General features: G+C 56.2%; 18 protein-coding genes and 1 pseudogene. 16 read left to right on the top strand and 3 right to left on the bottom strand.

Annotated features, from left to right (window positions below; translation table 11 throughout):
- Positions 1–14: 14 nt before the first annotated feature.
- On the bottom strand, positions 15–1,355 hold the full coding sequence (gene pabB, locus ACO06L_RS04145) for an aminodeoxychorismate synthase component I (RefSeq protein ID WP_202347672.1): 1,341 nt from the start codon (positions 1,353–1,355) through the stop codon (positions 15–17).
- Between the two features lie 237 nt (positions 1,356–1,592).
- Between pabB and ACO06L_RS04140 the strand changes: the two genes are divergently transcribed.
- Positions 1,593–2,183 carry a hypothetical protein gene (locus ACO06L_RS04140; protein ID WP_202347636.1) on the top strand — a complete coding sequence of 197 codons (591 nt, stop codon included), beginning with the start codon at positions 1,593–1,595 and terminating at the stop codon, positions 2,181–2,183.
- A 156-nt stretch (positions 2,184–2,339) separates the two neighbouring features.
- A complete protein-coding gene (locus tag ACO06L_RS04135; protein WP_202347635.1) occupies positions 2,340–3,296 on the top strand; it encodes a DUF6160 family protein in 957 nt (318 codons plus the stop codon).
- A 134-nt stretch (positions 3,297–3,430) separates the two neighbouring features.
- Here ACO06L_RS04135 and ACO06L_RS04130 read toward each other — a convergent pair whose 3' ends face one another.
- The gene (locus ACO06L_RS04130; protein ID WP_202347634.1) at positions 3,431–4,048 is read right to left on the bottom strand and encodes a hypothetical protein; all 618 of its coding nucleotides are present in this window, start codon (positions 4,046–4,048) and stop codon (positions 3,431–3,433) included.
- 188 nt (positions 4,049–4,236) lie between these two features.
- On the opposite strand from ACO06L_RS04130, the gene ACO06L_RS04125 reads away from it, so the two are divergent.
- The 10 genes and pseudogenes from ACO06L_RS04125 to ACO06L_RS04080 all read left to right on the top strand — a co-directional run bounded on the left by ACO06L_RS04125 (position 4,237) and on the right by ACO06L_RS04080 (position 15,393).
- Positions 4,237–5,271, top strand: a complete 1,035-nt coding sequence (locus tag ACO06L_RS04125) for a DUF58 domain-containing protein (RefSeq protein ID WP_202347633.1) — start codon at positions 4,237–4,239, stop codon at positions 5,269–5,271.
- Between the two features lie 5 nt (positions 5,272–5,276).
- Entirely contained in the window at positions 5,277–7,358 is a 2,082-nt protein-coding gene (locus tag ACO06L_RS04120) for a DUF3488 and DUF4129 domain-containing transglutaminase family protein (RefSeq protein WP_320407643.1), read from the top strand.
- On the top strand, positions 7,351–8,382 hold the full coding sequence (locus ACO06L_RS04115; RefSeq protein ID WP_202347631.1) for a DNA polymerase III subunit delta': 1,032 nt from the start codon (positions 7,351–7,353) through the stop codon (positions 8,380–8,382). The genes ACO06L_RS04120 and ACO06L_RS04115 overlap by 8 nt, the downstream gene beginning before the upstream one ends.
- Before the next feature lie 117 nt (positions 8,383–8,499).
- Positions 8,500–8,850 carry a PilZ domain-containing protein gene (locus ACO06L_RS04110; protein WP_008171779.1) on the top strand — a complete coding sequence of 117 codons (351 nt, stop codon included), beginning with the start codon at positions 8,500–8,502 and terminating at the stop codon, positions 8,848–8,850.
- A 13-nt stretch (positions 8,851–8,863) separates the two neighbouring features.
- Positions 8,864–9,814 carry an alpha/beta fold hydrolase gene (locus tag ACO06L_RS04105; RefSeq protein ID WP_202347630.1) on the top strand — a complete coding sequence of 317 codons (951 nt, stop codon included), beginning with the start codon at positions 8,864–8,866 and terminating at the stop codon, positions 9,812–9,814.
- On the top strand, positions 9,807–10,721 hold the full coding sequence (locus ACO06L_RS04100; RefSeq protein ID WP_202347629.1) for a DUF4892 domain-containing protein: 915 nt from the start codon (positions 9,807–9,809) through the stop codon (positions 10,719–10,721). The genes ACO06L_RS04105 and ACO06L_RS04100 overlap by 8 nt, the downstream gene beginning before the upstream one ends.
- Positions 10,722–10,726: 5 nt before the next feature.
- A pseudogene (locus ACO06L_RS04095) lies at positions 10,727–11,942 on the top strand (patatin-like phospholipase family protein).
- Between the two features lie 95 nt (positions 11,943–12,037).
- The gene (gene prmB, locus ACO06L_RS04090) at positions 12,038–12,940 is read left to right on the top strand and encodes a 50S ribosomal protein L3 N(5)-glutamine methyltransferase (protein WP_202347628.1); all 903 of its coding nucleotides are present in this window, start codon (positions 12,038–12,040) and stop codon (positions 12,938–12,940) included.
- A gap of 37 nt (positions 12,941–12,977) precedes the next feature.
- Positions 12,978–14,072, top strand: coding sequence for a chorismate synthase (gene aroC, locus ACO06L_RS04085; protein ID WP_202347627.1), 1,095 nt, complete (start codon positions 12,978–12,980; stop codon positions 14,070–14,072).
- A gap of 172 nt (positions 14,073–14,244) precedes the next feature.
- The gene (locus ACO06L_RS04080; protein ID WP_202347671.1) at positions 14,245–15,393 is read left to right on the top strand and encodes an MFS transporter; all 1,149 of its coding nucleotides are present in this window, start codon (positions 14,245–14,247) and stop codon (positions 15,391–15,393) included.
- A 3-nt stretch (positions 15,394–15,396) separates the two neighbouring features.
- On the opposite strand, the gene ACO06L_RS04075 is transcribed toward ACO06L_RS04080, so the two are convergent.
- Positions 15,397–16,269 carry a LysR family transcriptional regulator gene (locus ACO06L_RS04075; protein ID WP_202347626.1) on the bottom strand — a complete coding sequence of 291 codons (873 nt, stop codon included), beginning with the start codon at positions 16,267–16,269 and terminating at the stop codon, positions 15,397–15,399.
- A gap of 422 nt (positions 16,270–16,691) precedes the next feature.
- On the opposite strand from ACO06L_RS04075, the gene leuC reads away from it, so the two are divergent.
- The 4 genes from leuC (at position 16,692) to asd (ending at position 21,272) form a co-directional block, all read left to right on the top strand.
- Entirely contained in the window at positions 16,692–18,110 is a 1,419-nt protein-coding gene (leuC, locus tag ACO06L_RS04070) for a 3-isopropylmalate dehydratase large subunit (protein WP_064230498.1), read from the top strand.
- A gap of 16 nt (positions 18,111–18,126) precedes the next feature.
- A complete protein-coding gene (gene leuD, locus ACO06L_RS04065; RefSeq protein WP_202347625.1) occupies positions 18,127–18,774 on the top strand; it encodes a 3-isopropylmalate dehydratase small subunit in 648 nt (215 codons plus the stop codon).
- 179 nt (positions 18,775–18,953) lie between these two features.
- Positions 18,954–20,027: a 3-isopropylmalate dehydrogenase gene (gene leuB / locus ACO06L_RS04060; protein ID WP_064230496.1), complete on the top strand. Its 1,074-nt coding sequence runs from the start codon at positions 18,954–18,956 to the stop codon at positions 20,025–20,027.
- A gap of 129 nt (positions 20,028–20,156) precedes the next feature.
- Positions 20,157–21,272, top strand: coding sequence for an aspartate-semialdehyde dehydrogenase (gene asd, locus ACO06L_RS04055; protein WP_064230495.1), 1,116 nt, complete (start codon positions 20,157–20,159; stop codon positions 21,270–21,272).
- Positions 21,273–21,336: the final 64 nt, after the last annotated feature.

The following is a 21,336-nucleotide window of genomic DNA, read 5'->3' as shown; positions in this document are numbered from 1 at the left end:
ACCCCGTGTTCGCGTCACTCAATAACCAACTCTTCCAGAAACCGCATCAAAGGCCCGACTTTCGCGAGCGTCTCCTGATACTCAGCTTCGGGATGTGAATCCGCAACAATACCGCCACCACCCCAGCAACGAATGGTACCCTGGCCATCACAAAGCATGGTTCGTATCGCAATATTGCTGTCCAGCGTGCCATCCAGTCCGCGATAGAAAATCGAGCCGCAGTAAGGGCCACGCCAATGGGGTTCAAGCTCGCGGATGATTTCCATCGCCCTGATCTTGGGCGCGCCAGTGATTGATCCGCCCGGAAAAGCGTCAAACAGGGCTTTCATGGGCGTGACACCCTCGGCCAGTTCGGCGCGGATGTGGCTGACCAGATGATGGACGTTGCGGTAGGACTCCAGGGCAAACAGTTTGTCGACTTTCACGCTGCCCGGTTTTGCGTTCACACTCAGATCGTTGCGAAGTAAGTCGACGATCATCAGGTTTTCGGCCAGGTCCTTTTCGGAGCCTTCCAGTTCAGTGGCATAGGCGGAATCACTCTCTGGAGTGTCGCCCCTCGGCCGTGTGCCTTTGATCGGACTGGTGGTGACGGTTCGGTCGTGTATCTCTAAAAATCGCTCGGGGGAAACTGACAGGATGGATGCCTCGCCGGCGCGAATGAAGCCGCTGTAGGGCGTAGGATTAGCATCCGAGAGCGCCTGAAAGGCTTGCCAGGGATCCCCTGTGAAATGGCCAGAAAATTCCTGGGAGAGGTTCGCCTGATAACAATCTCCGGCTTCAATGTATTGGCGAACCCTTTCTACGCTCGCCCTGAAGGCATCCGGTGTTTGCCTGGGCTGAAACGGGGAATTCATCGCCCAACCGGCGGTTGCGGCTGGTTCGTCTGCGTCTAACCACTGCTCAAGTAAATTTCTCGTCTCATCCGGGCAGCCCGGATGAATCCAGAGCCAATATTGATCTGTCTTGCGATTGTGGCTGGCAGTCCAAAGGTAGAACCCTGCGGAAATGAGGGGAGCACACACAGGTGGACACAGCACTCTGAGACGACCTTCCCGCACATATCCAAGTTCATAGCCGAGGAAGCCAATCCAGCCACCGGACAAACATTCCGGGCTGGGTTCCTGTTCGATCTGGAACTGGCGGACGAGGGTTTCCATGCTCTGGGCAAGGTGATCGGAGCAGAAATCTGAAGGCACAGGGTATTGGAGCACTTTTGAGGCGAGAGCCCCGGCAGAGAAACCGCTGAAAACTCCTCGGGCCGGGCCGTTACCGACACTCCCGATATAGGCGAAATCCGCTTCCCGGCAGGCATGGCTGAGCAGGCGATGGTAGGCCTCCTGGGTGAGTTCACGCATGGTTGCCGGGTTCAAGGTCCCTCCGGATTCTTTGAGAAATGATAAATGGAACACAAAACGGGCGTTGTAGGTTTTGGGGACTCGCTGATCTAATGAAAATGCTCTTTGCGACTAGTGTCGGTCTACCAATTGATGGGCATTCTAGCCGAGTTGGAAGAGTCTCCCCAGTATAAAAACTAAATTGGAAGCCTTCTCCCGGATGGGAAGTCAGAGCATTCCACGCCATATGGAGTAAATATGACGATGTACAGAATTCCGACTAAATGCGTTTTTCTCGTGTTTCTTTTTCTAACTTGGTTTTCGGTAACAGCAAGTTCCCAGGAAAACCTAGCGAACGATTCTGGCATTTTGTCGGACGGCAAGCTCACGAGGGAGGAGTTAGCGGCAGCAATGTTAACAGCAGAGAAGGACCTTACGTCCATGCTAAAAGCATCCATGTCTGATCTAGAGCAGGAGTTAGAGAGCTCTGCGATTTTTGGGCCCGGGGCATGGATGGTTCTTAAAGATCGTAAACTCAAAAAAGTTACGTTGGACGAGAAGTCTGAAAATGCACCTCCTTCAGCGAAGCTGCAAGTTTTCAGGGCTAGCCTGCGGTCTTTGGCCCGGCACAATAAAATTGATGCCGCGTTAATTGTTTATCCAGGCACCATAACCAAAGAAGGTGAGAAGCAGAGGGTTGTAGTAGTAGAGCATGAACATCGACTGGGCATCTCAGGCTTGAAATTGATTCCTCTTGAGTTAGACCAAGGGGATGTCTCATTCGGAGCTGCTATGTCGCAGGAAAAGTCGTTTCAGATCTTTTATGACCAGAAGAAAAAGGGTGTCTGAGTGTCAGGCGCAAGCCGTAGCTTAGGGTTCCTGAACTGTGCGTTCATTCACGGACTCGGACTGTAAAACAATCTTAAATGGAGGTGTGAGGTTACAGAACTTCACAAAAATAAAACTCGGAAAACAATCAAAAAGAGTTTACTCAAGGAGATAATAATGAAAGGCCTGAAGAAACTTGCTCTTGCTACAGCAGTCGCTGCTGCCCCTTTCGCAGCAAATGCAGACCTCAAGGCGTTGGATGATAGCGCAATGGGGAACGTAACTGGTCAGGCGGGTGTAACTATCGAATTGGAAACCCGCGTTTCCATCGGCGAGTTCACCTACACCGATGAAGGTACGTTCGCGGTATCTGACATCGAAATCGGCGGTGCCAATGCGAGTGGTCTGATTCCTACAGACCCAAACACGGGTGACCCCGTTGCTGTTCCTGGTTTGGCTACTCAAAGCAATCTGCTGGACGACCTGAAGATCGATATTGATGTTGCGGCAGATGGCGACGCAGTTATCCATGTTGGTTCAAACACTGGCGCGCCCATCGACTGGGGTATGCAGGTTGGCGAGATGTCCCTGCGCGCTGCGGATAACTCCGAGAACACCACCCTCATTTCCGACATGAAAGCTTGGGGTCTGTTGGGTGCTCTGGATATTCGCGTTGACACCACGGACGTCGCAGCTGGTGCTAACACTGGCACTCTGAACCTGGATGTTGCCTTCACTGTCGAGCAAATGGACTTTGAGGTAGACTTCCTGGCGGTTGGCATTACCGGCCTGAGCATCCAAGGTGCAAACGCTGGCGGTCAGACATACACTGACGCAGAGATTGCTGCGCTTCTGAACGATGCAAACGGTGAAGACCCGGTACTTGAAGGCACCCTCGCTGCGCTTGCTTCCGGCAATAACGGCGCCAACAAATCCTTCGCGGTTGCCCGCCTTGATGTATACAAAGGTGACAATCTTGATGGATCACGTGCGGATGTCCTGCGCGTAGACGTTGACGATGTGCTGATGGATGTGAACATCCAAGAGACCCGTGTTGGTGGAACTAACATCGGTACTATCGGTATCGATAACCTCCACATCTCTGACACCAAGCTGGCTGTATACGGTCACTAATCTGACCTAAAGCCAAAGTTGGTGAAACGCCCCGCTCTGCGGGGCGTTTTTATTGGCCAGATAAAAATTTAAGCCAATAAAAAACGGCAGCCAACCCTGGCTGCCGCTTTCCAATCGAATCAGTGCATTCTGCGTTATTGATCCGGCACCGCAATAGAAAGATCAAACCCACCACCGGGCCTCGGCGTCAGCGTAACCGGCCCTTCATTGATAGCTTGTGGAACCTGGATCTGGTCAATCCCCGGCGGGTTACCAATGCTGAAATTCAGATTTTGCCCATCAAACCCAATTCCCAGTTGATCGTTAAGAAACGTCTGTGTAAAAGGCTCTTCCGGAATCTGTGCCTGCTGTCCGAAGATTATCGGTGGAATCGTTGGCGTAAACTCAGCCGGCGGCTGTGCCCGGGCGATTTCTTCCTGGGGCAGGAGCAGGGCGCGCCGTAGAAATTCCTCTTCGGCGTTTTCCAGGGCATCGGTCTTGCCTTCATCAACGTATCGTTGCAGGGCGTCCCGGTAGGCTTCCTCTTCCGCTTCAGTCAGCACCGGTTCGCCGGGGGAAATGGTCAGGGAGCGCAGGATGCGTTGCCGGTCTGCGTCGGATTTCTTCCGCTCTTTGGGCACAACAATAACGGCGGAATCCTTCACATAGGTTTCCACCATTTCGTCCGAGGTCATGGTCTGAACGCCACCAAAGGCAGGTAAAGCAACAACCAGACCGCTGATGGCGGTGGTGAGCAGGTGTCGGCGTTTCATAATCTGGCCCTTTTTGTTTAAAAAATACGCTCCCTGAGCCGAGTATTCGGTGTGTAGGACAGGAATTCAAGCTGGAAGATCCGGGATTGTGATCAGAATCTTTGATTTTTCGGTACTGTTACTAATCACAGCAAAATCATGGTCGAATACCATGAACTTTTTTGGCATCGCAGGGCCTCAGTGACACTATGAAAAATCCGTTCAGAAACCGATTCAGTCGCTGGATTAACCGACGGATTCCGCGGTCCGATCTACAGACGTTCAGTCAGAAAAATATCTTTATTCTGCCGACTGGCGCCGGCGTGGTATTCGGGCTGTTGCTGGTCATTATGCTACTAACTGGCATCAACTATCAGAATAGCCTTATCTATCTGAGCACGTTCTTGCTGGGCGCGGTATTTGTTGGAGCCATGCACCAAACCCATCGAAACCTGTCTGGCCTGGAGCTTACACTGGTTCAACCGGGGGAGGGCTTCGCCGGCGATGATATCCCCTTCCGCTTTCGTTTGAAGGCGGGACGTGATGACGCCATCGCCATCCTGCTCTCTTGCGAGGAATCCGGTCTTGCTCCGGTGCACGTCCATTCAGGGCAGTCCCAGGATGTTACTTTACCGGTTCATTCTGCTCATCGGGGCTATTTGCGGCCCGACCGGGTTCGTATTGAAACCCGTTTTCCGTTCGGTCTTTTGAAGGCCTGGTCCTGGCTTCGGCCGGTGTCAGCCGGTGTTGTGTTCCCACGGCCGGTTCCTGCGCCAGAGGCTTTCAGCACCGTCGAGGATGGTGAGGAGTCTGCAGAGGCACGGTCTGTTGAAGGTAACGATCACGCCGATATCCGGCCCTGGCGGGAGGGCGATCTGAGCCAGAGGGTGCTTTGGAAGCGGTATGCACGAACCGGGCAGATGGTGGTTGCCGACTGGGAGGGTGAACAGGGCAGTCCCTACTGGCTGGATTTTAACGCCTACCCGGGAGCGGACCATGAATTGCGCTTGAGTTACCTGGCGTATCTGGTGAACGAACGCGGCCGCAGCGGTGTACGGTTTGGATTGAATCTTCCCGGACAGATCATTGAGCCTGATTCCGGACCGGCCCATACGGCCCGATGCCTCCGGGTATTGGCAACCTGGGGAGAGGAACGGCCGCGGGATGCGATGGCTGAGCCCCATGGAACGCGAAAGAAACAAAGAGAAACAACCTCCCAGCGGGTTGCGGAGGGGCAGGCTTGAGTCTAATCGATCGCCTGAGAGGCAATGAGTCGGACGAAGGGGCAACGACCAATTTGCCTTCCAGGGCCTTGCTCTGGCTGATTGCCAGTTTTGCCCTGTTGCTGTCGCCCCAGTGGGACCGTCTGCCCCTGTGGCTGATCGCCGCCTGTGCAGTATTGGCCGCATGGCGATGGCTGGCGCAATACGGGCGGGTAAGGCTTCCCGGTCGCTTGTTACTCACCGGGATCATGCTGGTACTGATCGGTGTTTATGTTGCGACGGTTCAGGGGCGGTTTACAGTGGATACTGCCGCATCCTTTTTTGTGCTGGCGGTAGGCCTCAAATGGCTGGAAACCCGGTCAGTCAGGGATTTTTATGTGCTTTTCTTTATCCTCGTCTACCTGGCCTCTGTGAATTTCCTGTTCCATCAGGAGATTCTCTGGGCACTGGTCAACTTCACCGGCATAGCTCTACTGCTAGTGGGGTTGCAGGTGTTGAATGCGCCGGATTTACCCGGGGGAATGACGTCTGGCTGGCGCAGACTCGGTGGGATGTGTCTGAAGACATTGCCGATTGTGGTCCTGCTTTTTGTATTCTTCCCGCGGATGTCGCCTTTGTGGAGCGTGCCGCTTGTTTCGGGTGAGGCTCGCACGGGCATCAGCGATACGATGCGACCCGGCGATATTTCCAATCTTGCCCAGAGTAGCGAGCGGGCCTTCCGGGTAACGTTCGGAGGCGAAATGCCTGCCTACCGCGACCGGTACTGGCGAGGCCTGATTCTCGACTATCTGGATGGCGAAACCTGGCGCCAGGGGCAGCCAGAGGGTTTTCGCCCTCTTGGCCGGGTTGCGGTTGACGGCGGCATAGGAGAACTCGAACCGAACCAGTATGACGTTCTTCTGGAGCCAACCGATCAGCGCTGGGCGTTCGCGCTTGAGAACTCCAGGGCTGTCTCGGACAACGTATTCGAAGACAGTGCCGACCTTTTCCGGTTTCGCCGACCGGCTGACAGCCCGGTGCGTTATCGGCTGGCATTGGAGAACGAGGTTTCTGATGCCGAAACACAGAATCCTGCAGAACTGCGACGCTATTTGCAGTTGCCCCAGGATGGCAACCCGAGGGCGCGCGACCTTGCCCGGGACCTGCGTCGCGCAATGGGCGACGAGCAGATTATTCGCACTCTATTGGAGCGATTCCGCGAGCAAGAATATTTCTACACCCTCAGGCCACCCGCCATGCCCGATGACGGCATTGATTCCCTGTTGTTCGATGAAAAACGCGGTTTCTGCGCCCACTACGCGGGTGCAACCACGTTCGTTTTACGGGCTGCCGGCATTCCCTCGCGGGTCGTGGTGGGCTACCAGGGTGGGGAAAGCGGCGCGGGGGGCGATTACCTGATTGTGCGCCAGTATGATGCCCATGCGTGGGTAGAAGCCTTTATTGATGGGCGAGGGTGGGTAAGGATCGATCCCACGGCGGCTATCGCGCCGGACAGGATCGAGTCCGGCCTGAGAGACGCCGTCGCCGAAGAAGGGTCCTTTCTGGAGGACAACTGGGCCTCGCCCCAGCGTTACGCCGATGTCGCCCTGGTGCAATGGGCAAGCCTTCAGCTTGATCGTATCAACTACCAGTGGCAGCGCTGGGTTGTGGGTTACCAGGGGCAGAGCCAGATGGACCTGATGTCCAGGCTGCCTGGTGGTTTCGGGATGCGCGAGCTGGGGTACATGACAGCCGGTATTGTTGGAGCCGGCTTGCTGATTGCCGGGTTGATTTCAGCCTTCCAGATGCGGCGCGGAGAAAGGCGTGATGCGTTCCGGAGGGTGGTGGATACCTGGCACCGGCTGTGTGCCAGTGCCGGGGTGCCTGTGCGTCATGGTGAAACGCCTTCGGTGCTGGCGTCACGCCTGGCGAAAGCGGAACCGGCTGCTGCAGATTCGGCCAGGCTTTTTGCCCGTATGGTCAACAGCCATTACTATAGCGCTGGTCAAGACGAAGAAGGCGGTGAACAGTTGAAGCGAATGCGTCGCCTGCTCGCCACTATGAAGCGCCAACTACGGAAGCGCCAATTGCGCAGATCCAGGACCCGGACAGGAAGACCTCGTGACTGATATTGCCCAAGATATGCCCTGGCTCAGCCGCGCCTGGCAAACCGTCCAGAGCCGGGTAGCTGAAGACAGACTCCCACACGCCCTTATCCTTGCGGGTGAGCGCGGCGTGGGCAAGCGGGCCTGGGCAGAGGCTGTTGGCGGGCTGTTGTTGTGTGAAAAGCCTTTAAACAGGGAGTCCGGTCAGCCGATTGCCTGTGATCGCTGTAAGCAGTGCGAACTCCTGGCGGCTGCCAGCCACCCCGATATCCGGGTTTATGCGCCGGAAAAATCCCGTATGGTCAAGGTTGATCAGGTGAGGGCGCTATCGTCTTTCGCTGTGGCTTCTCCGCAGGTGGCACACCACAAGGTGGCGATCATTGACCGTGCGGATCAATTGAATATCAATGCGGCGAATGCGTTGCTCAAGACTCTGGAAGAGCCCCTGGCCGATGTGACCCTGATTCTGTTACAGGAAAGCGGGCGTCCGGTCCTGCCTACCATTCGGTCTCGCTGCCAGACATTGACTGTTCCGGTCCCCGCCAACAACGAGGCCAATCAGTGGCTCGCGAGTCGGGTTCGCGCTCTTCCTGAAGACGCGCAACCGTCTGCAGATGTTCTGGCCAAAGCCCTGATGTTGGCAGGAAACGCGCCGAGGCTGGCTCTGGACTATGCAACCGGCGACTTTATCAGTCTGCGGGATACGGCTCTGGAGCGCTTCAAGGAATTCATGAAATCCCGGATTCCGGTGGGTGACGCCGCCAAGGCGTTCAAGGCGATAGGCTTGGAAGATACCCTTTGGTTGTTTGAAACCTGGGCTGCAGATCTGGCCCGCCTGATTGTTGGCGGCAGTGCCCGGGACACCGAAGCGTCGGATATGCTCGGTTTCCTGGCCAGGACCACACCTGCCTGGCGAGCCCATGAACTGCTCGATATGGTAAAGGATTCGAGGGCGGCGGGCGTTTATAACGCCAGTCCAGAGCTGGAGGCGAGTCGGCTTCTTATCGCCTGGCAAAAGCTGATGCCAGTCAAACGCCCGGCGGCATAGGTGGTCGTTGCCCGCGGGATTGCGCCTTTGGTGCCAACAGCTGCTATGATTCCGGAATGAAAGGGATTTTTGTATCCCGAAAAACGTTCAAAACGATCTACAAGAAAGGTGTCAGTTATGGGGCCAGGATTTGGTGCGCGCAGTGGCATACTCACCCTGACAATCAAGGACAAAGCAGTGCTCTACGCTGCATACATGCCTTATATCCGCCAGGGTGGCCTGTTCATCCCGACGCAGAAACAGTACCAACTGGGCGACGAGGTTTTCCTGCTTCTTAACCTGATGGACGAACCGGAGAAGATACCGGTTGCCGGTAAGGTGATATGGATAACTCCCAAGGGTGCCCAGGGTAATCGGGCGGCGGGGATCGGCGTCCAGTTCAACGGGGATGACGAAACCGCCCGCACCAAGATTGAATCCTATCTGGCAGGCTCGCTGAGTTCCGATCGCCCAACCCACACAATGTAAAGGCGGGAACTGGATGAACGATATGGCGATTCCCACGGAGGCTTCCGGCAGCCAACCGCAGGGCAGCGGCATCCGGGAAACCGCCCCGGCATTCCGGGAGTCCGAATGGAAGCTCCGGCACATCACCCTGGCCGGCCTCAGTTGGCCTTCGACACCTGAAGCCAACAACAATACTCCGATCATCATGCTGCACGGTTGGCTCGACAACAGCCTTACCTTTGTCAAGCTGGCACCGGAACTGACTGCTCTCGGGCCTGTTTACGCCCTGGACTTCGCCGGACATGGCCATTCCGGACACCGCCCGGAAGGCCAGAGTTACCTGCTGATGGACTATGTGGCAGATCTGGCGGAACTGGTTGAGCGCTATTTCCAGGAAACACCGGATGGCAGGATCAACCTTGTTGGTCACTCTCTTGGTGGTATCGTCGGCGCTCTCTACGCGGCAGCTTTTCCTGAACGGATTCGGAATCTGGTGATGATCGACAGCCTGGGCGCTCTCAGTCGTCCCGTCAAAGAGATCATTCCTCAGCTCCGAAAAGCCATCAAGAAACGCATTGCCGGATCCGGAAAGCAGGTTGTCTACCCGGATATCGCCACTGCAGCCAAAGCCCGGGAGGGCGGACTGAGCCCGCTCAGCCCTGAAGCTGCGCTGACGCTCATTCCACGTAATATGAAACCCCAGGGAGACGGCTACATCTGGCAGACCGATCCCCGGCTGCGGCACCCCTCGCCACTGATGATGACCGAAGAGCAGGTGCTGGCCTCGCTGGCAGCGATAGAAACCCGGGTACTTTTTGTTAGAGCCGATCAGGGTCTTCTGTCGTACAGAAAAGATCTGGATAAACGCGCGGAAGCAATTGCGCACCTCCAGATTGCGAAAGCACCCGGGGGTCACCACTGCCACCTTGATGGTGATACCGGCCCGGTTGTAACAGCCATCAGACAATTTCTGGATAATGAGTAATCGCTTGCTGAAATCACTGTTTAGCCGTTTTGCTGTCGTAGCCGTCTGTTCGCTGGTTCTGCCGTCCATCGGTATGTCCGCCCCGGAAGATGTGCCGGCGCCGTTCCCGCAATCAACGCTCGAAAATACCGTGAGGATCGAATCTTCGGGCCATTTGATATTGTTCAGTCCGCTTCGCGAGGTTAATAACGAAATCCGCTCCGAAACCATGGCCAGACTGCCTGTGGCCGGCGAAGGAAGGCTGTACCAGATTGCGCGGGATTCCAGTCGGGAACAGGCTCGGGACCATTACCTGCGGATTCTGCGACAAAGAAATGCACAGATTCTTTTTGACTGCGAAGGTATCCGTTGCGGGCGAAGCAACGTTTGGGCCAACCAGGTGTTTGGCCAGGCTGTGTTGTTGGGGCGGGATGCCACGCAGGATTATCTGGTGGCTGGCACCGCTGCAGAGGACGGTAGCCGTTGGTTGACTCTGATCTACACGGTTACACGGGGTAATCTTCGGGAATACGCCTGGGTGGAGCACCTGCGGGTTGAAGCCGGTGCGACTGTCCCGGGCTTTGGCAGTGTGAGCAGGCGCGTTGAGGGGCCGATTATCGTGCCTTGGCAGGGTGGCGTCACGTATCGTTTCAATTGGCAAGCGACTGATCGCAGGCTGGTAACGGATCTCGCACGGGAGGAAGGCGCGGTCGTCGCTCTGGTGGGCTATTCTGTGTTGGAGGAAAACGAAACTTTCTCCGAGGCCATGGACCGTGCGCGCCAGGCCACCGAGTCCCTGTCTGAAGTGTTATCAAAAACCGGAGTACCCAAAAGCCAGCAAGAGATGATCATCGTGGGTCCTGCGGTAGTTTTCAATGGTCCGGATCGACAGGGTGACCGGGTAGAAGTGGTAGTCATTTCGAGGTAGAGATCATGGGCTCATCAAAGGACGACGACCAGGATCGCAAGGACAAATCCCCGGTGGGTCAAGCCGGGGATGATGTGTCCAAGGTGCTGCAAAGCTCTGACGTTTCGGCGACCCACGCGCCGGCAAACCCTGCAAAAGGTAGTGCTTCTGAAAAGCCGGGAAAAACCGTTGCCCTGACTCTTGGGAGTGGGGGGGGCAAGGGGATATGCCCATATTGGCGCAATTGAGGTTCTGGTCGAGAGGGGCTACGACATCGTTGCCATCTCCGGCTGCTCCATGGGAGCACTGATTGGCGGCATGTTCGGCGCCGGCAAGATGCAGGACTACAAGGACTGGGTCACAGGCCTGGGCCAGTTCGATGTTCTGAAACTGCTGGACGTTACCTTCAATTCTGTCGGCGCCATTCGCGGCGAGAAGATCTTTTCGGTGGTCAGGGAAATGCTGGGTGACACCCGGATCGAAAATCTGCCCATTGCGTTTACCGCTGTGGCCACCGATCTGCTTGCCCATAAGGAAATCTGGTTCCAGGAAGGCCCGTTGGATCAGGCCATTCGCGCCTCGGTGGCGATCCCAAGTGTTGTTACTCCGCTGGTTCTTAATGGCCGGGTTCTCGTTGACGGCGCCTTGCTCAATCCGTTGCCAATCATCCCGACCATTTCCTCTCATGCCGACATGATTGTCGCAGTTAACCTCAGTGGTGAGGATGATCGGCGTCGACGTATTCCCGATGCCGCTTTTTCACCCATACAGGACGAAAACACGGACATGGATGAATGGGTGGATACCATCCGCGAGAAAGCATCGCGTTGGTTCGACTGGGACGCCCTGAAATCACTGACAGCCCGGAAACCGGACAATGGAGACAGCCCGGAAGAGAAAATCAGCCGCGCTGTGCATAAAAAAGAGCACCAGAAGCAACATGATAAGAAACCGACCGACAAGAAGAGTCAGGAAGAGCACGAAACCATCAACTGGGACAAGCTCGGTATCGGCAAATTCGATGTGATGAACCTTACCATCGAAACCATGCAGAGTGCGCTTGTGCAGTACAAGATCGCCGGGTATCCGCCGGACTTATTGGTTAATATTCCCAAAAATGCCTGTCGAACTTACGATTACCACAAGGCCCCGGAATTGATTCAGTTGGGCAGGGAACGGATGGCAGCCGCGCTGGATCGGTTTGAGGAAAGCCGGAACAGCTCCGGCCCGCTGGCGATCTGAGAGATTTGCATGCGGCCGCCTCCGGTGGGCTGCAGTTGGACGCCTAAACAGCGTATAATCCGGCGCTGACACGCTCTCGCACAGGATTTACGTTTGTGACCAGCCCCATTGACGACCTTCATAGCGTTCGGGATTACCTTCGCTACGCTTCCTCACAGTTTGCCGCTTCGCCCCTGTTTTTCGGCCACGGAACGGATAACGTCTGGGATGAGGCGGTTCAGTTGGTCATGCGCAGCCTGCACCTTCCTCTGGAAAACAACACGGTGTTCCTGGAAGCCCGGCTAACCCGCGAAGAGCGAGAGCTGATCCTGGGAAGGATCAGCCGCCGTGTGAACGAACGGGTGCCTCTGGCCTACCTGTTGGGTGAGGCCTGGTTCATGGGCATGCCGTTCCATGTGGACGAGCGGGTGCTGGTGCCGCGTTCTCCCATCGGCGAACTGATCGAGAGTGGCTTTCAGCCCTGGCTGGGTGATAAGCCGGTTGAACGCATCCTTGATCTCTGTACTGGTAGCGGTTGTATTGGCATTGGCGCGGCGTCCGTTTTTTCTGAAGCGGAAGTTGACCTCTCGGATATCTCCGTAGATGCGCTGGAGGTAGCAGAATCGAATATTGAACTTCACGGAGTCCGCGAACGAGTTCGTACCGTACAATCGGATGTCTTTGAAAATATTAAAGGCCGCTACGATATCATCGTGAGCAATCCGCCTTATGTGGATGCGGAAGATTTTTCCAGTATGCCGGACGAATACCGCCACGAGCCTGAACTCGGCCTGGCTGCCGGCAAAGATGGGCTGGATATCGCCCACAGGATCATTGCGAGGGCGGCTGAGCATCTTACCCCTGGCGGGCTCCTGGTTGTCGAGGTTGGTAATAGCTGGGTAGCAATGGATGAGGCCTACCCGGATCTGCCGCTAACCTGGCTGGAGTTCGAAAATGGCGGCGATGGTGTCTTTCTGATTACCGAACCGGACCTGCGCCAGTGGCAGGCTTCGAGTTAATCTGAATTCTCAAAAAAGCTGAACAAGATACTGAATTATGTCGGGAAACACTTTCGGAAAACTGTTTACGGTTACCTCATTCGGCGAGAGCCACGGGCCTGCGCTGGGGTGCATCATTGATGGCTGCCCTCCTGGGTTAGAGCTATCGGAAGCGGACATGCAGCGGGACCTGGATCGCCGTAAACCGGGCACCTCCCGGCATACGACCCAGCGCCGTGAAGCCGACGAGGTGAGAATCCTGTCTGGTGTTTTTGAAGGCAAAACTACAGGCACGCCGATCGGTTTGGTGATCGAGAATACCGATCAGCGCTCCAAGGATTATTCCAAGATCTCCGAACAGTTCCGGCCGGCCCATGCCGACTATACCTACATGCACAAGTACGGTGTTCGTGACTACCGTGGAGGCGGTCGTTCTTCCGCGCGCGAGACTGCCATGCGGGTGGCTGCCGGCGCAGTTGCAAGGAAGTTTCTCGAGCAACGCCTTGGCATCCGGATTCGTGGCTACCTGTCGCAGCTGGGGCCCATCAAGGCGGAAAAGCTGGATTGGGATCAGGTTCACCAGAACCCGTTCTTCTGCCCGGATGCAGACAAGGTCGCCGAGATGGAGGCCTATATGGATGCACTTCGCAAAGAGGGTGATTCGATCGGAGCTCGTATTAATGTGGTTGCCGAGGGTGTGCCGCCAGGACTCGGCGAGCCGATCTTCGACCGTCTGGATGCCGATCTTGCCCATGCGCTGATGAGTATCAATGCGGTGAAGGGTGTGGAGATTGGCGCCGGCTTTGACTGCATCGATCAGAAGGGCACGGAGCACCGTGATGAAATGACTCCGGAGGGATTCCTTTCAAACAATGCGGGTGGTGTGCTGGGTGGCATTTCATCGGGGCAGCCGATTGTTGCCAGTATTGCACTTAAGCCGACCTCGAGTTTGCGATTGCCGGGCCGGAGTATTGATGTAAACGGTGATCCCTGTGAAGTGATTACCACCGGGCGGCACGATCCCTGTGTCGGTATTCGTGCAACGCCGATTGCCGAGGCGATGATGGCCATTGTGCTGATGGATCATTACCTGCGGCATCGTGGGCAGAATGCGGATGTGTCTGTTTCTACGCCGGTGATTGGCCAGCTCTGATACGTGCTTTTAGCCTTGGTGGAGCAGCTTTGGCGGGGGCGGCCTCCCAAAAAACGCCCGTAAATACGTCCGTGTAGGGCTTGGTCGCGCCATCCCTGGCGCTCCACATTTTTGGGAGTCCGCCCCCGCCAAAGCCGCCAAGCCTTTTCGATAGTCGTACAGAGGTTTCGCTATTTACTTTCGACTTTCCAACCTCTATTTCTGGTTCTTCGCTCTTCTAGGCGGGCTCCTTCCGTACTGGTCTCTCTACCTAGAAGGCCAGGGATTTTCCTATCTTCAGATCGCCACACTGATGGCGACGATCCAGCTAACCAAAATCATTGCTCCAAGCGTCTGGGGCTGGTTAGGTGACAAAACCGGCCAGCGGGTTCGTCTGGTCCGGTTCGGCGCTATCACCGGTTCGCTGTTCTTCGCCGGTGTGTTCATGGAGCCGGGGTTCTATGGCCTGCTGTTGGTGATGCTGGCGTTCACCTTTTTCTGGAATGCGATCCTGCCGCTTTATGAAGTGATCACGCTTCGCACCCTTGGCGAACACAAGGAGAGATACGGGCGGGTTCGGCTCTGGGGGTCGGTGGGGTTCATTGGCGCGGTGGCGCTGGTGGGCGGCTTGCTGGAGCTGGTGCCGATTCAGAATCTGCCTTGGTTGTTGTTGCCAGTGTTTGCGGGCATTGCCGTATCTGCCTTTCTGATTCCTGCAGAGCGGGGAGAACGGAAGCCGCCGGCGCCGAAAGGCAGCTTGAAGGCAATTGTTACGCACCCGGCGGTGGTGACGTTTTTCCTGATGAATTTCCTGCTTCAGGTGTCGCATGGTGCCTACTACACTTTTTTCAGTATTCACCTGGAACAGCATGGTTACGGCAAGCTTTCGATTGGTCTGTTGTGGTCTTTGGGGGTTTTAGCGGAGATTGCTCTGTTTCTGGTGATGCATCGGTTAACGCGAAATTTCACGGTTCGACAGATTGCGATTGGCGCGCTGACGTTAACCATGATCCGCTGGGTTCTGATTGCCGAGGTAACCGACGTGGTTGCAGTGCTGCTCTTCGCTCAGCTGCTGCATGCGGCGTCTTACGGGGCATTGCATGCGATTTCGGTTCAATACATTCAGGGGTTCTTCGGCAAACACCACCATGGACAGGGCCAGGCCCTGTACAGCGGACTCACTTTTGGCGCCGGCGGTGCATTGGGTGCCTGGCTATCGGGGTTCCTGGTGGATGGCTTCAGCACGTCGGCGGCCTTCTGGGGTGGTGCTGCCGCGATGGCCGTTGCAATCGTGATCACCTGGCGGGGCCTGCGACCACCCCCTGAACATGGAGTGAGGTGAGCCTCAGGCGTTCTCCTCGTCCTGTACAATATCCAGCAACGCCTTGGCCGCATTGCTGAGCTGTCTCCCGGACAACCCGATCCCGCCAAGGACCCGCGAAACCGGCTTGCCCACGTCCAGCACTCTCAGGCTTTCATCAACCATGCGTAGGGGCAGAACACTCCAGCCCAGGCCGACGCTGGTCATCATCTTGATGGTTTCGAGGTAGTTGGTGGGCATCTGTGGATTCAAATGCAGATTCGCCTCCAGAAACAGCCGGCTTACAACCCGATAGGTCGCGGTACTGGTATCCGGAAGCAGTGCAGGGTGATCCGCAAGATCCGACAACGCTGGTTTGCTGAGCGAGGCCAGAGGATGCTCCGCGCCAGCCACAAACACCATCTGGTCCGGCCATTGGGCGAAAACGTGAAAACTCGGTTCCATACTGTCGCTGAGCGTCACGAACGCCAATTCGGCGTTCCGTTTACGCATCTGCTCGTAGGCGGCATCGGATTCCATGAATTGGAGGTTGATCAATACCTGGGGGTATTCCCGTTTGAACCGACGCAGCCAATTCGGCAAATGGTGCAGGCCAATGTGGTGGCTGGCGATAATCTGCAGCTCGCCTTCAACCTGCCCGGAGTCCGGCGACAGCGCTACCCGGGCATTGTGGATTTCATCCAGGATCCGGCGGGCATGAGGTAATAGCCGGCTTCCAGCGTCGGTTAGCCGAATCTGACGGTGACTTCGGTCAATGAGACTGGTGCCAAGCTGGTTTTCCAGTGCGGCAAGGCGTTTCGAGATGGCCGGCTGTGTCAGGTGCAGGGTTTCCGCGGCTTCTGAAAAGGAGCCCTGATCAACAATGGTCAGAAAAGCTTTTAATGCGTTTGAGTCCACAGAATGGTCCTCTTTGTTCTGAAGCTTGGGTGCAAGTTGCCTGGAGGGGCAAACCTCCCAAAACACGCCCGTGAATACATCCATGTAGGGCTCGGTCGCGCCATCCCTGGCGCTCCACGGTTTTGTGAGGCCCGCCCCTCCAGGCGCCCCGGGCAGCATTGAGGGCTGCACAATTGTCTGGGGAGCGGGTTGGGAGAGCACTTTCAAAACCGTAGAGGGCCAGGGATGGCCCGATTCGAGCCCACATGGATGTGCTTGCCGGCGTGTTTTGAAAGTGCTCTCCCAACCCGGGACCTTCACTGAAGTATAACCAAAACGGATGCCAAAGATAAAAAACATGAATTGAGGTTATCCGGTCGCAGGCGGTAAGATGGCTTTAACAAACGTTAGAACCAGAAACCCCCAGAGAGTGAGAGAGAACAATGGCGGGCAAGACCTTATACGACAAATTGTGGGACGATCATCTCGTCAAGCAGCGCGATGACGGCTCCGCGTTGATTTACATCGATCGCCAATTGCTGCACGAAGTGACATCACCCCAGGCATTTGAAGGCCTGCGTCTGGCTGGGCGTAAGCCCTGGCGGATCGATGCCAACATCGCGACACCGGACCATAATGTGCCCACCACGGACCGCGATCGGGGTGTTGAAGGCATTGTTGACCCGGTTTCCCGGATCCAGGTGGAAACACTGGACAAGAACTGCGACGAGTTCGGGATTCTTGAGTTCAAGATCAAGGACCAGCGCCAGGGGATTGTGCATGTCATCGGGCCCGAGCAGGGCGCGACCTTGCCGGGAATGAGCATTGTTTGTGGGGATTCCCATACCTCCACCCACGGCGCCTTTGGCTGCCTTGCCCATGGTATTGGCACCAGTGAAGTTGAGCATGTGCTGGCCACCCAGTGCCTGGTTCAGAAGAAGATGAAAAACATGCTGGTCAAGGTGAACGGCAAGCTGGGCCCGGGCGTTACCGGCAAGGATGTTGTGCTGGCCATCATTGGCAAGATTGGAACTGCCGGTGGCACCGGTTACGCCATTGAGTTCGGTGGTGAAGCCATTCAGGGGCTGAGCATGGAAGGCCGGATGACTATCTGCAACATGTCCATCGAGGCCGGTGCGCGGGTTGGCATGGTGGCGGTAGATGACACCACCATCGAGTATGTCCGTAATCGTCCGTTCGGGCCCAAGGGTGATCAGTGGGACGCTGCGGTTGACTACTGGCGGACCTTGCACAGCGATAGCGATGCGACGTTCGATAAAGTTGTAGAGCTGGAAGGCTCCGAAATCCAGCCGCAGGTGAGCTGGGGCACGTCACCGGAAATGGTTGCCGGAATTGACGGCAAGGTGCCGGATCCGGAACAGGAAGCCGATCCCATCAAGCGTGAGGGCATTGTTCGCGCCCTGAAGTATATGGGTTTGCAGCCGAATATGGCGATTACCGATATCAAGCTGGACCGGGTGTTTATTGGCTCCTGTACCAACAGCCGGATTGAGGATCTGCGCGAGGCCGCTGCCGTGGTGAAAGGGCGTAAGGTGTCTCCGATCCTGAAGCAGGCCATGGTGGTCCCGGGTTCCGGCTTGGTAAAAGCACAGGCGGAGCAGGAAGGTCTGGACAAGATCTTTATCGAAGCCGGCCTGGAGTGGCGTGATCCGGGTTGCTCCATGTGTCTGGCCATGAATGCTGACAAGCTGGGGCAGGGTGAGCATTGTGCCTCCACCTCAAACCGGAATTTCGAAGGCCGTCAGGGCTTTGGCGGGCGTACCCATCTGGTAAGCCCGGCTATGGCGGCCGCCGCCGCGGTAACAGGCCATTTTGTTGATGTCCGTGAGCTGATGAACTGATCCACAGGAGAGAACCATGCGCGCATTTACGCAACACCAGGGCGTTGTCGCCCCCATGGACCGTTCCAACGTGGATACGGACATGATTATTCCCAAGCAGTTTTTGAAGTCCATCAAGCGCACCGGCTTCGGCCCGAATCTTTTTGATGAACTGCGTTATATGGATGAGGGTAAACCGGACCAGGATTGCTCCACCCGGCCGATCAATCCGGATTTTGTCCTGAACCAGGACCGGTATAAGAACGCCAGTGTACTGTTGGCGCGGCGTAACTTTGGCTGTGGTTCGAGCCGGGAACACGCACCCTGGGCGCTGGAGGATTTCGGCTTTCGGGTGATCATTGCCCCAAGCTTTGCCGATATTTTCTATAACAATTGCTTTAAGAATGGTCTGTTACCTATTGTTCTCCCTGAGGAAGTTGTCGATCAGCTGTTTAAGGAAGTCGAGCAGAGCGAAGGCTACCAGTTGGCAGTGGATCTGGAAGGCAGAACCGTGACCACCCCGTCGGGAGAAACCTTCACGTTCGAGGTGGACGATTTCCGTCGTCATTGCCTGCTGAACGGCATGGACGATATCGGGGTCACTCTGGAAGATGCAGAGTTGATCAGGTCCTACGAGGAAAGCCGGCGGAAGACAGCGCCCTGGTTGTTTGGCGCTGGCGGCTGATTTTGCTGTCGGATTACGCTGGCGCTAATCCGACCTACCTGTCATCGCGCAGGAATATCCAAAACGTAGGTCGGATTAGTCGAAGACGTAATCCGACATAGACGCGGTAGAAATACAATCAAGTAGGTCGGATTAGCCAAAGGCGTAATCCGACATCAAGGAATGAACAAGGAAACAGTATGCCCAGAACAATCCTGATGCTTCCCGGCGACGGTATCGGCCCGGAAATTGTCGCTGAAGCGGAAAAAGTACTTCGCAAGATCAATGATCAGTTCAATCTCGACCTGAATTTCGAGTCAGGCCTCGTAGGTGGCGCGGCAATTGATGAAGCCGACACGCCGCTCCCGGAGGAAACCCTTGAGAAGGCGACCAAGGCAGATGCTATTCTGCTGGGCGCCGTTGGCGGCCCCCAGTGGGACAGCCTGCCAATGGCCAAGCGCCCGGAGAAAGGGTTGCTTGGGTTGCGCTCCAACCTCGAGCTGTTCGCCAACCTGCGCCCGGCAATTCTTTACCCTCAACTGGCCTCCGCCTCTTCCCTGAAGCCGGAAGTTGTTTCCGGGTTGGATATCATGATTGTCCGTGAGCTGACCGGCGGCATCTATTTTGGCCAGCCTCGCGGCGTGCGTGAGCTTGAAAGCGGCGAACGCCAGGGTTACAACACTTACGCCTACACCGAATCGGAAATTCGTCGTATTGGTCGGGTCGCTTTCGAGGCTGCTCAGCAGCGGGGCAAGAAGCTGTGCTCCGTGGACAAGGCCAATGTGCTGGAAGTGACTGTTCTGTGGCGGGAAATCATGAATGATCTGCGTCGGGAATATCCTGATGTGGAGCTGTCCCATATGTATGTGGACAATGCCGCTATGCAGCTGGTCCGGGCACCCAAGCAGTTCGATGTGATTGTGACTGGAAACATGTTTGGTGATATTCTTTCGGACGAAGCGGCTATGCTCACCGGCTCGATTGGCATGTTGCCATCGGCGTCGCTGAACTCGGAAAAGCAGGGTATGTATGAGCCCTGCCACGGGTCCGCGCCGGATATCGCCGGGCAGGGCATTGCCAATCCGCTGGCCACCATCCTCAGTGCTGCCATGATGCTGCGGTACAGTCTGAATGAGGAAAAAGCCGCTGAAGCCATTGAAGCGGCGGTCAGCAAGGTCCTGGATCAGGGTCTGCGAACAGCAGACATTATGTCTGAGGGCGCAAAGAAGGTGTCCACCCGGGAAATGGGTGAGGCGGTTCTGGCTGCGCTGTAAAGATCAGGCCCTGACAGGCGTATTTGAGACCCGACGGCAACGCGATGCAGTTGCCGCGGGATCATCCATCCTGTCCCTGCCAGCGATAAAGGCATGGGGCGGGCATAAAACGAGGTCTGAAGATCGCACATGAAGCGAGTTGGACTTGTAGGTTGGCGTGGCATGGTGGGCTCGGTCCTCATGCAACGCATGCGTGAAGAAAACGATTTCGCCGATATCGAACCGGTCTTTTTCACCACGTCCCAGGCTGGCAAGCCTGCGCCGGACGTGGGAAAACAAGACGTTCCGCCTCTGCAGGACGCGTTTGACGTCGAGATTCTGAAAACCATGGATGTCATCGTGACCTGTCAGGGTGGCGACTACACCGGCGCGGTTTATCAGAAGCTCCGTGACGCGGGCTGGGAAGGTTACTGGATTGATGCAGCCTCCACGCTGCGGATGGTCGACCACTCCGTTATTGTTCTGGATCCGGTCAACCGAAACGTGATTGATGCCGCGCTCGAGAAAGGCGTCAAGGACTACATCGGTGGTAACTGCACCGTGAGCCTGATGATGCTGGCCCTGGGTGGGCTGCTTGAGCAGGATCTGATCGAGTGGGTGTCGCCCATGACTTATCAGGCGGCTTCCGGCTCTGGCGCTCAGAACATGCGAGAGCTGTTGAACCAGATGGGCGAGTTGAACAATAGCGTCAAGACCGAGCTGGACGATCCTTCCTCCGCAATTCTGGAAATCGACCGCAAGGTGACCGAGACCATGCGTTCGGATGGCTTCCCCACCGAGCACTTCCAGGTGCCCCTGGCCGGCAGCCTTATCCCGTTCATCGATAAGCAGCTCGACAACGGCATGAGCAAGGAAGAGTGGAAGGCGGGTGTCGAGACCAACAAGATTCTTGGTCGCTCCGATAACCCGATTCCCATCGACGGCATCTGTGTACGGATTGGCGCAATGCGCTCCCACAGTCAGGCGCTGACTATCAAGCTGAAGAAGGATCTCCCGGTTTCTGAAATCGAGTCGATCCTTGCTAAAGCCAATGACTGGGTAAAGGTTATCCCCAATGACCGCGATGCGACCATTGAGGAACTGACTCCGGCGAAGGTGACCGGTACCTTGAGCGTGCCGATCGGGCGTATCCGCAAGTTGACCATGGGGCCGGAATACATTTCAGCGTTTACCGTGGGTGATCAGCTCCTGTGGGGTGCCGCCGAGCCACTGCGCCGTATGCTCCGGATCCTTCAGGAGCGTTAAAAATTGTTACACAGAGGCAATAAATGCCAACTGTGTCCGGTTTCGGTAAACCGGTGAGGGGGCG

This window comes from Marinobacter sp., from assembly GCF_965229985.1.
Lineage (GTDB): Bacteria > Pseudomonadota > Gammaproteobacteria > Pseudomonadales > Oleiphilaceae > Marinobacter.
This window is presented reverse-complemented; position numbering and strand designations above follow the sequence as displayed.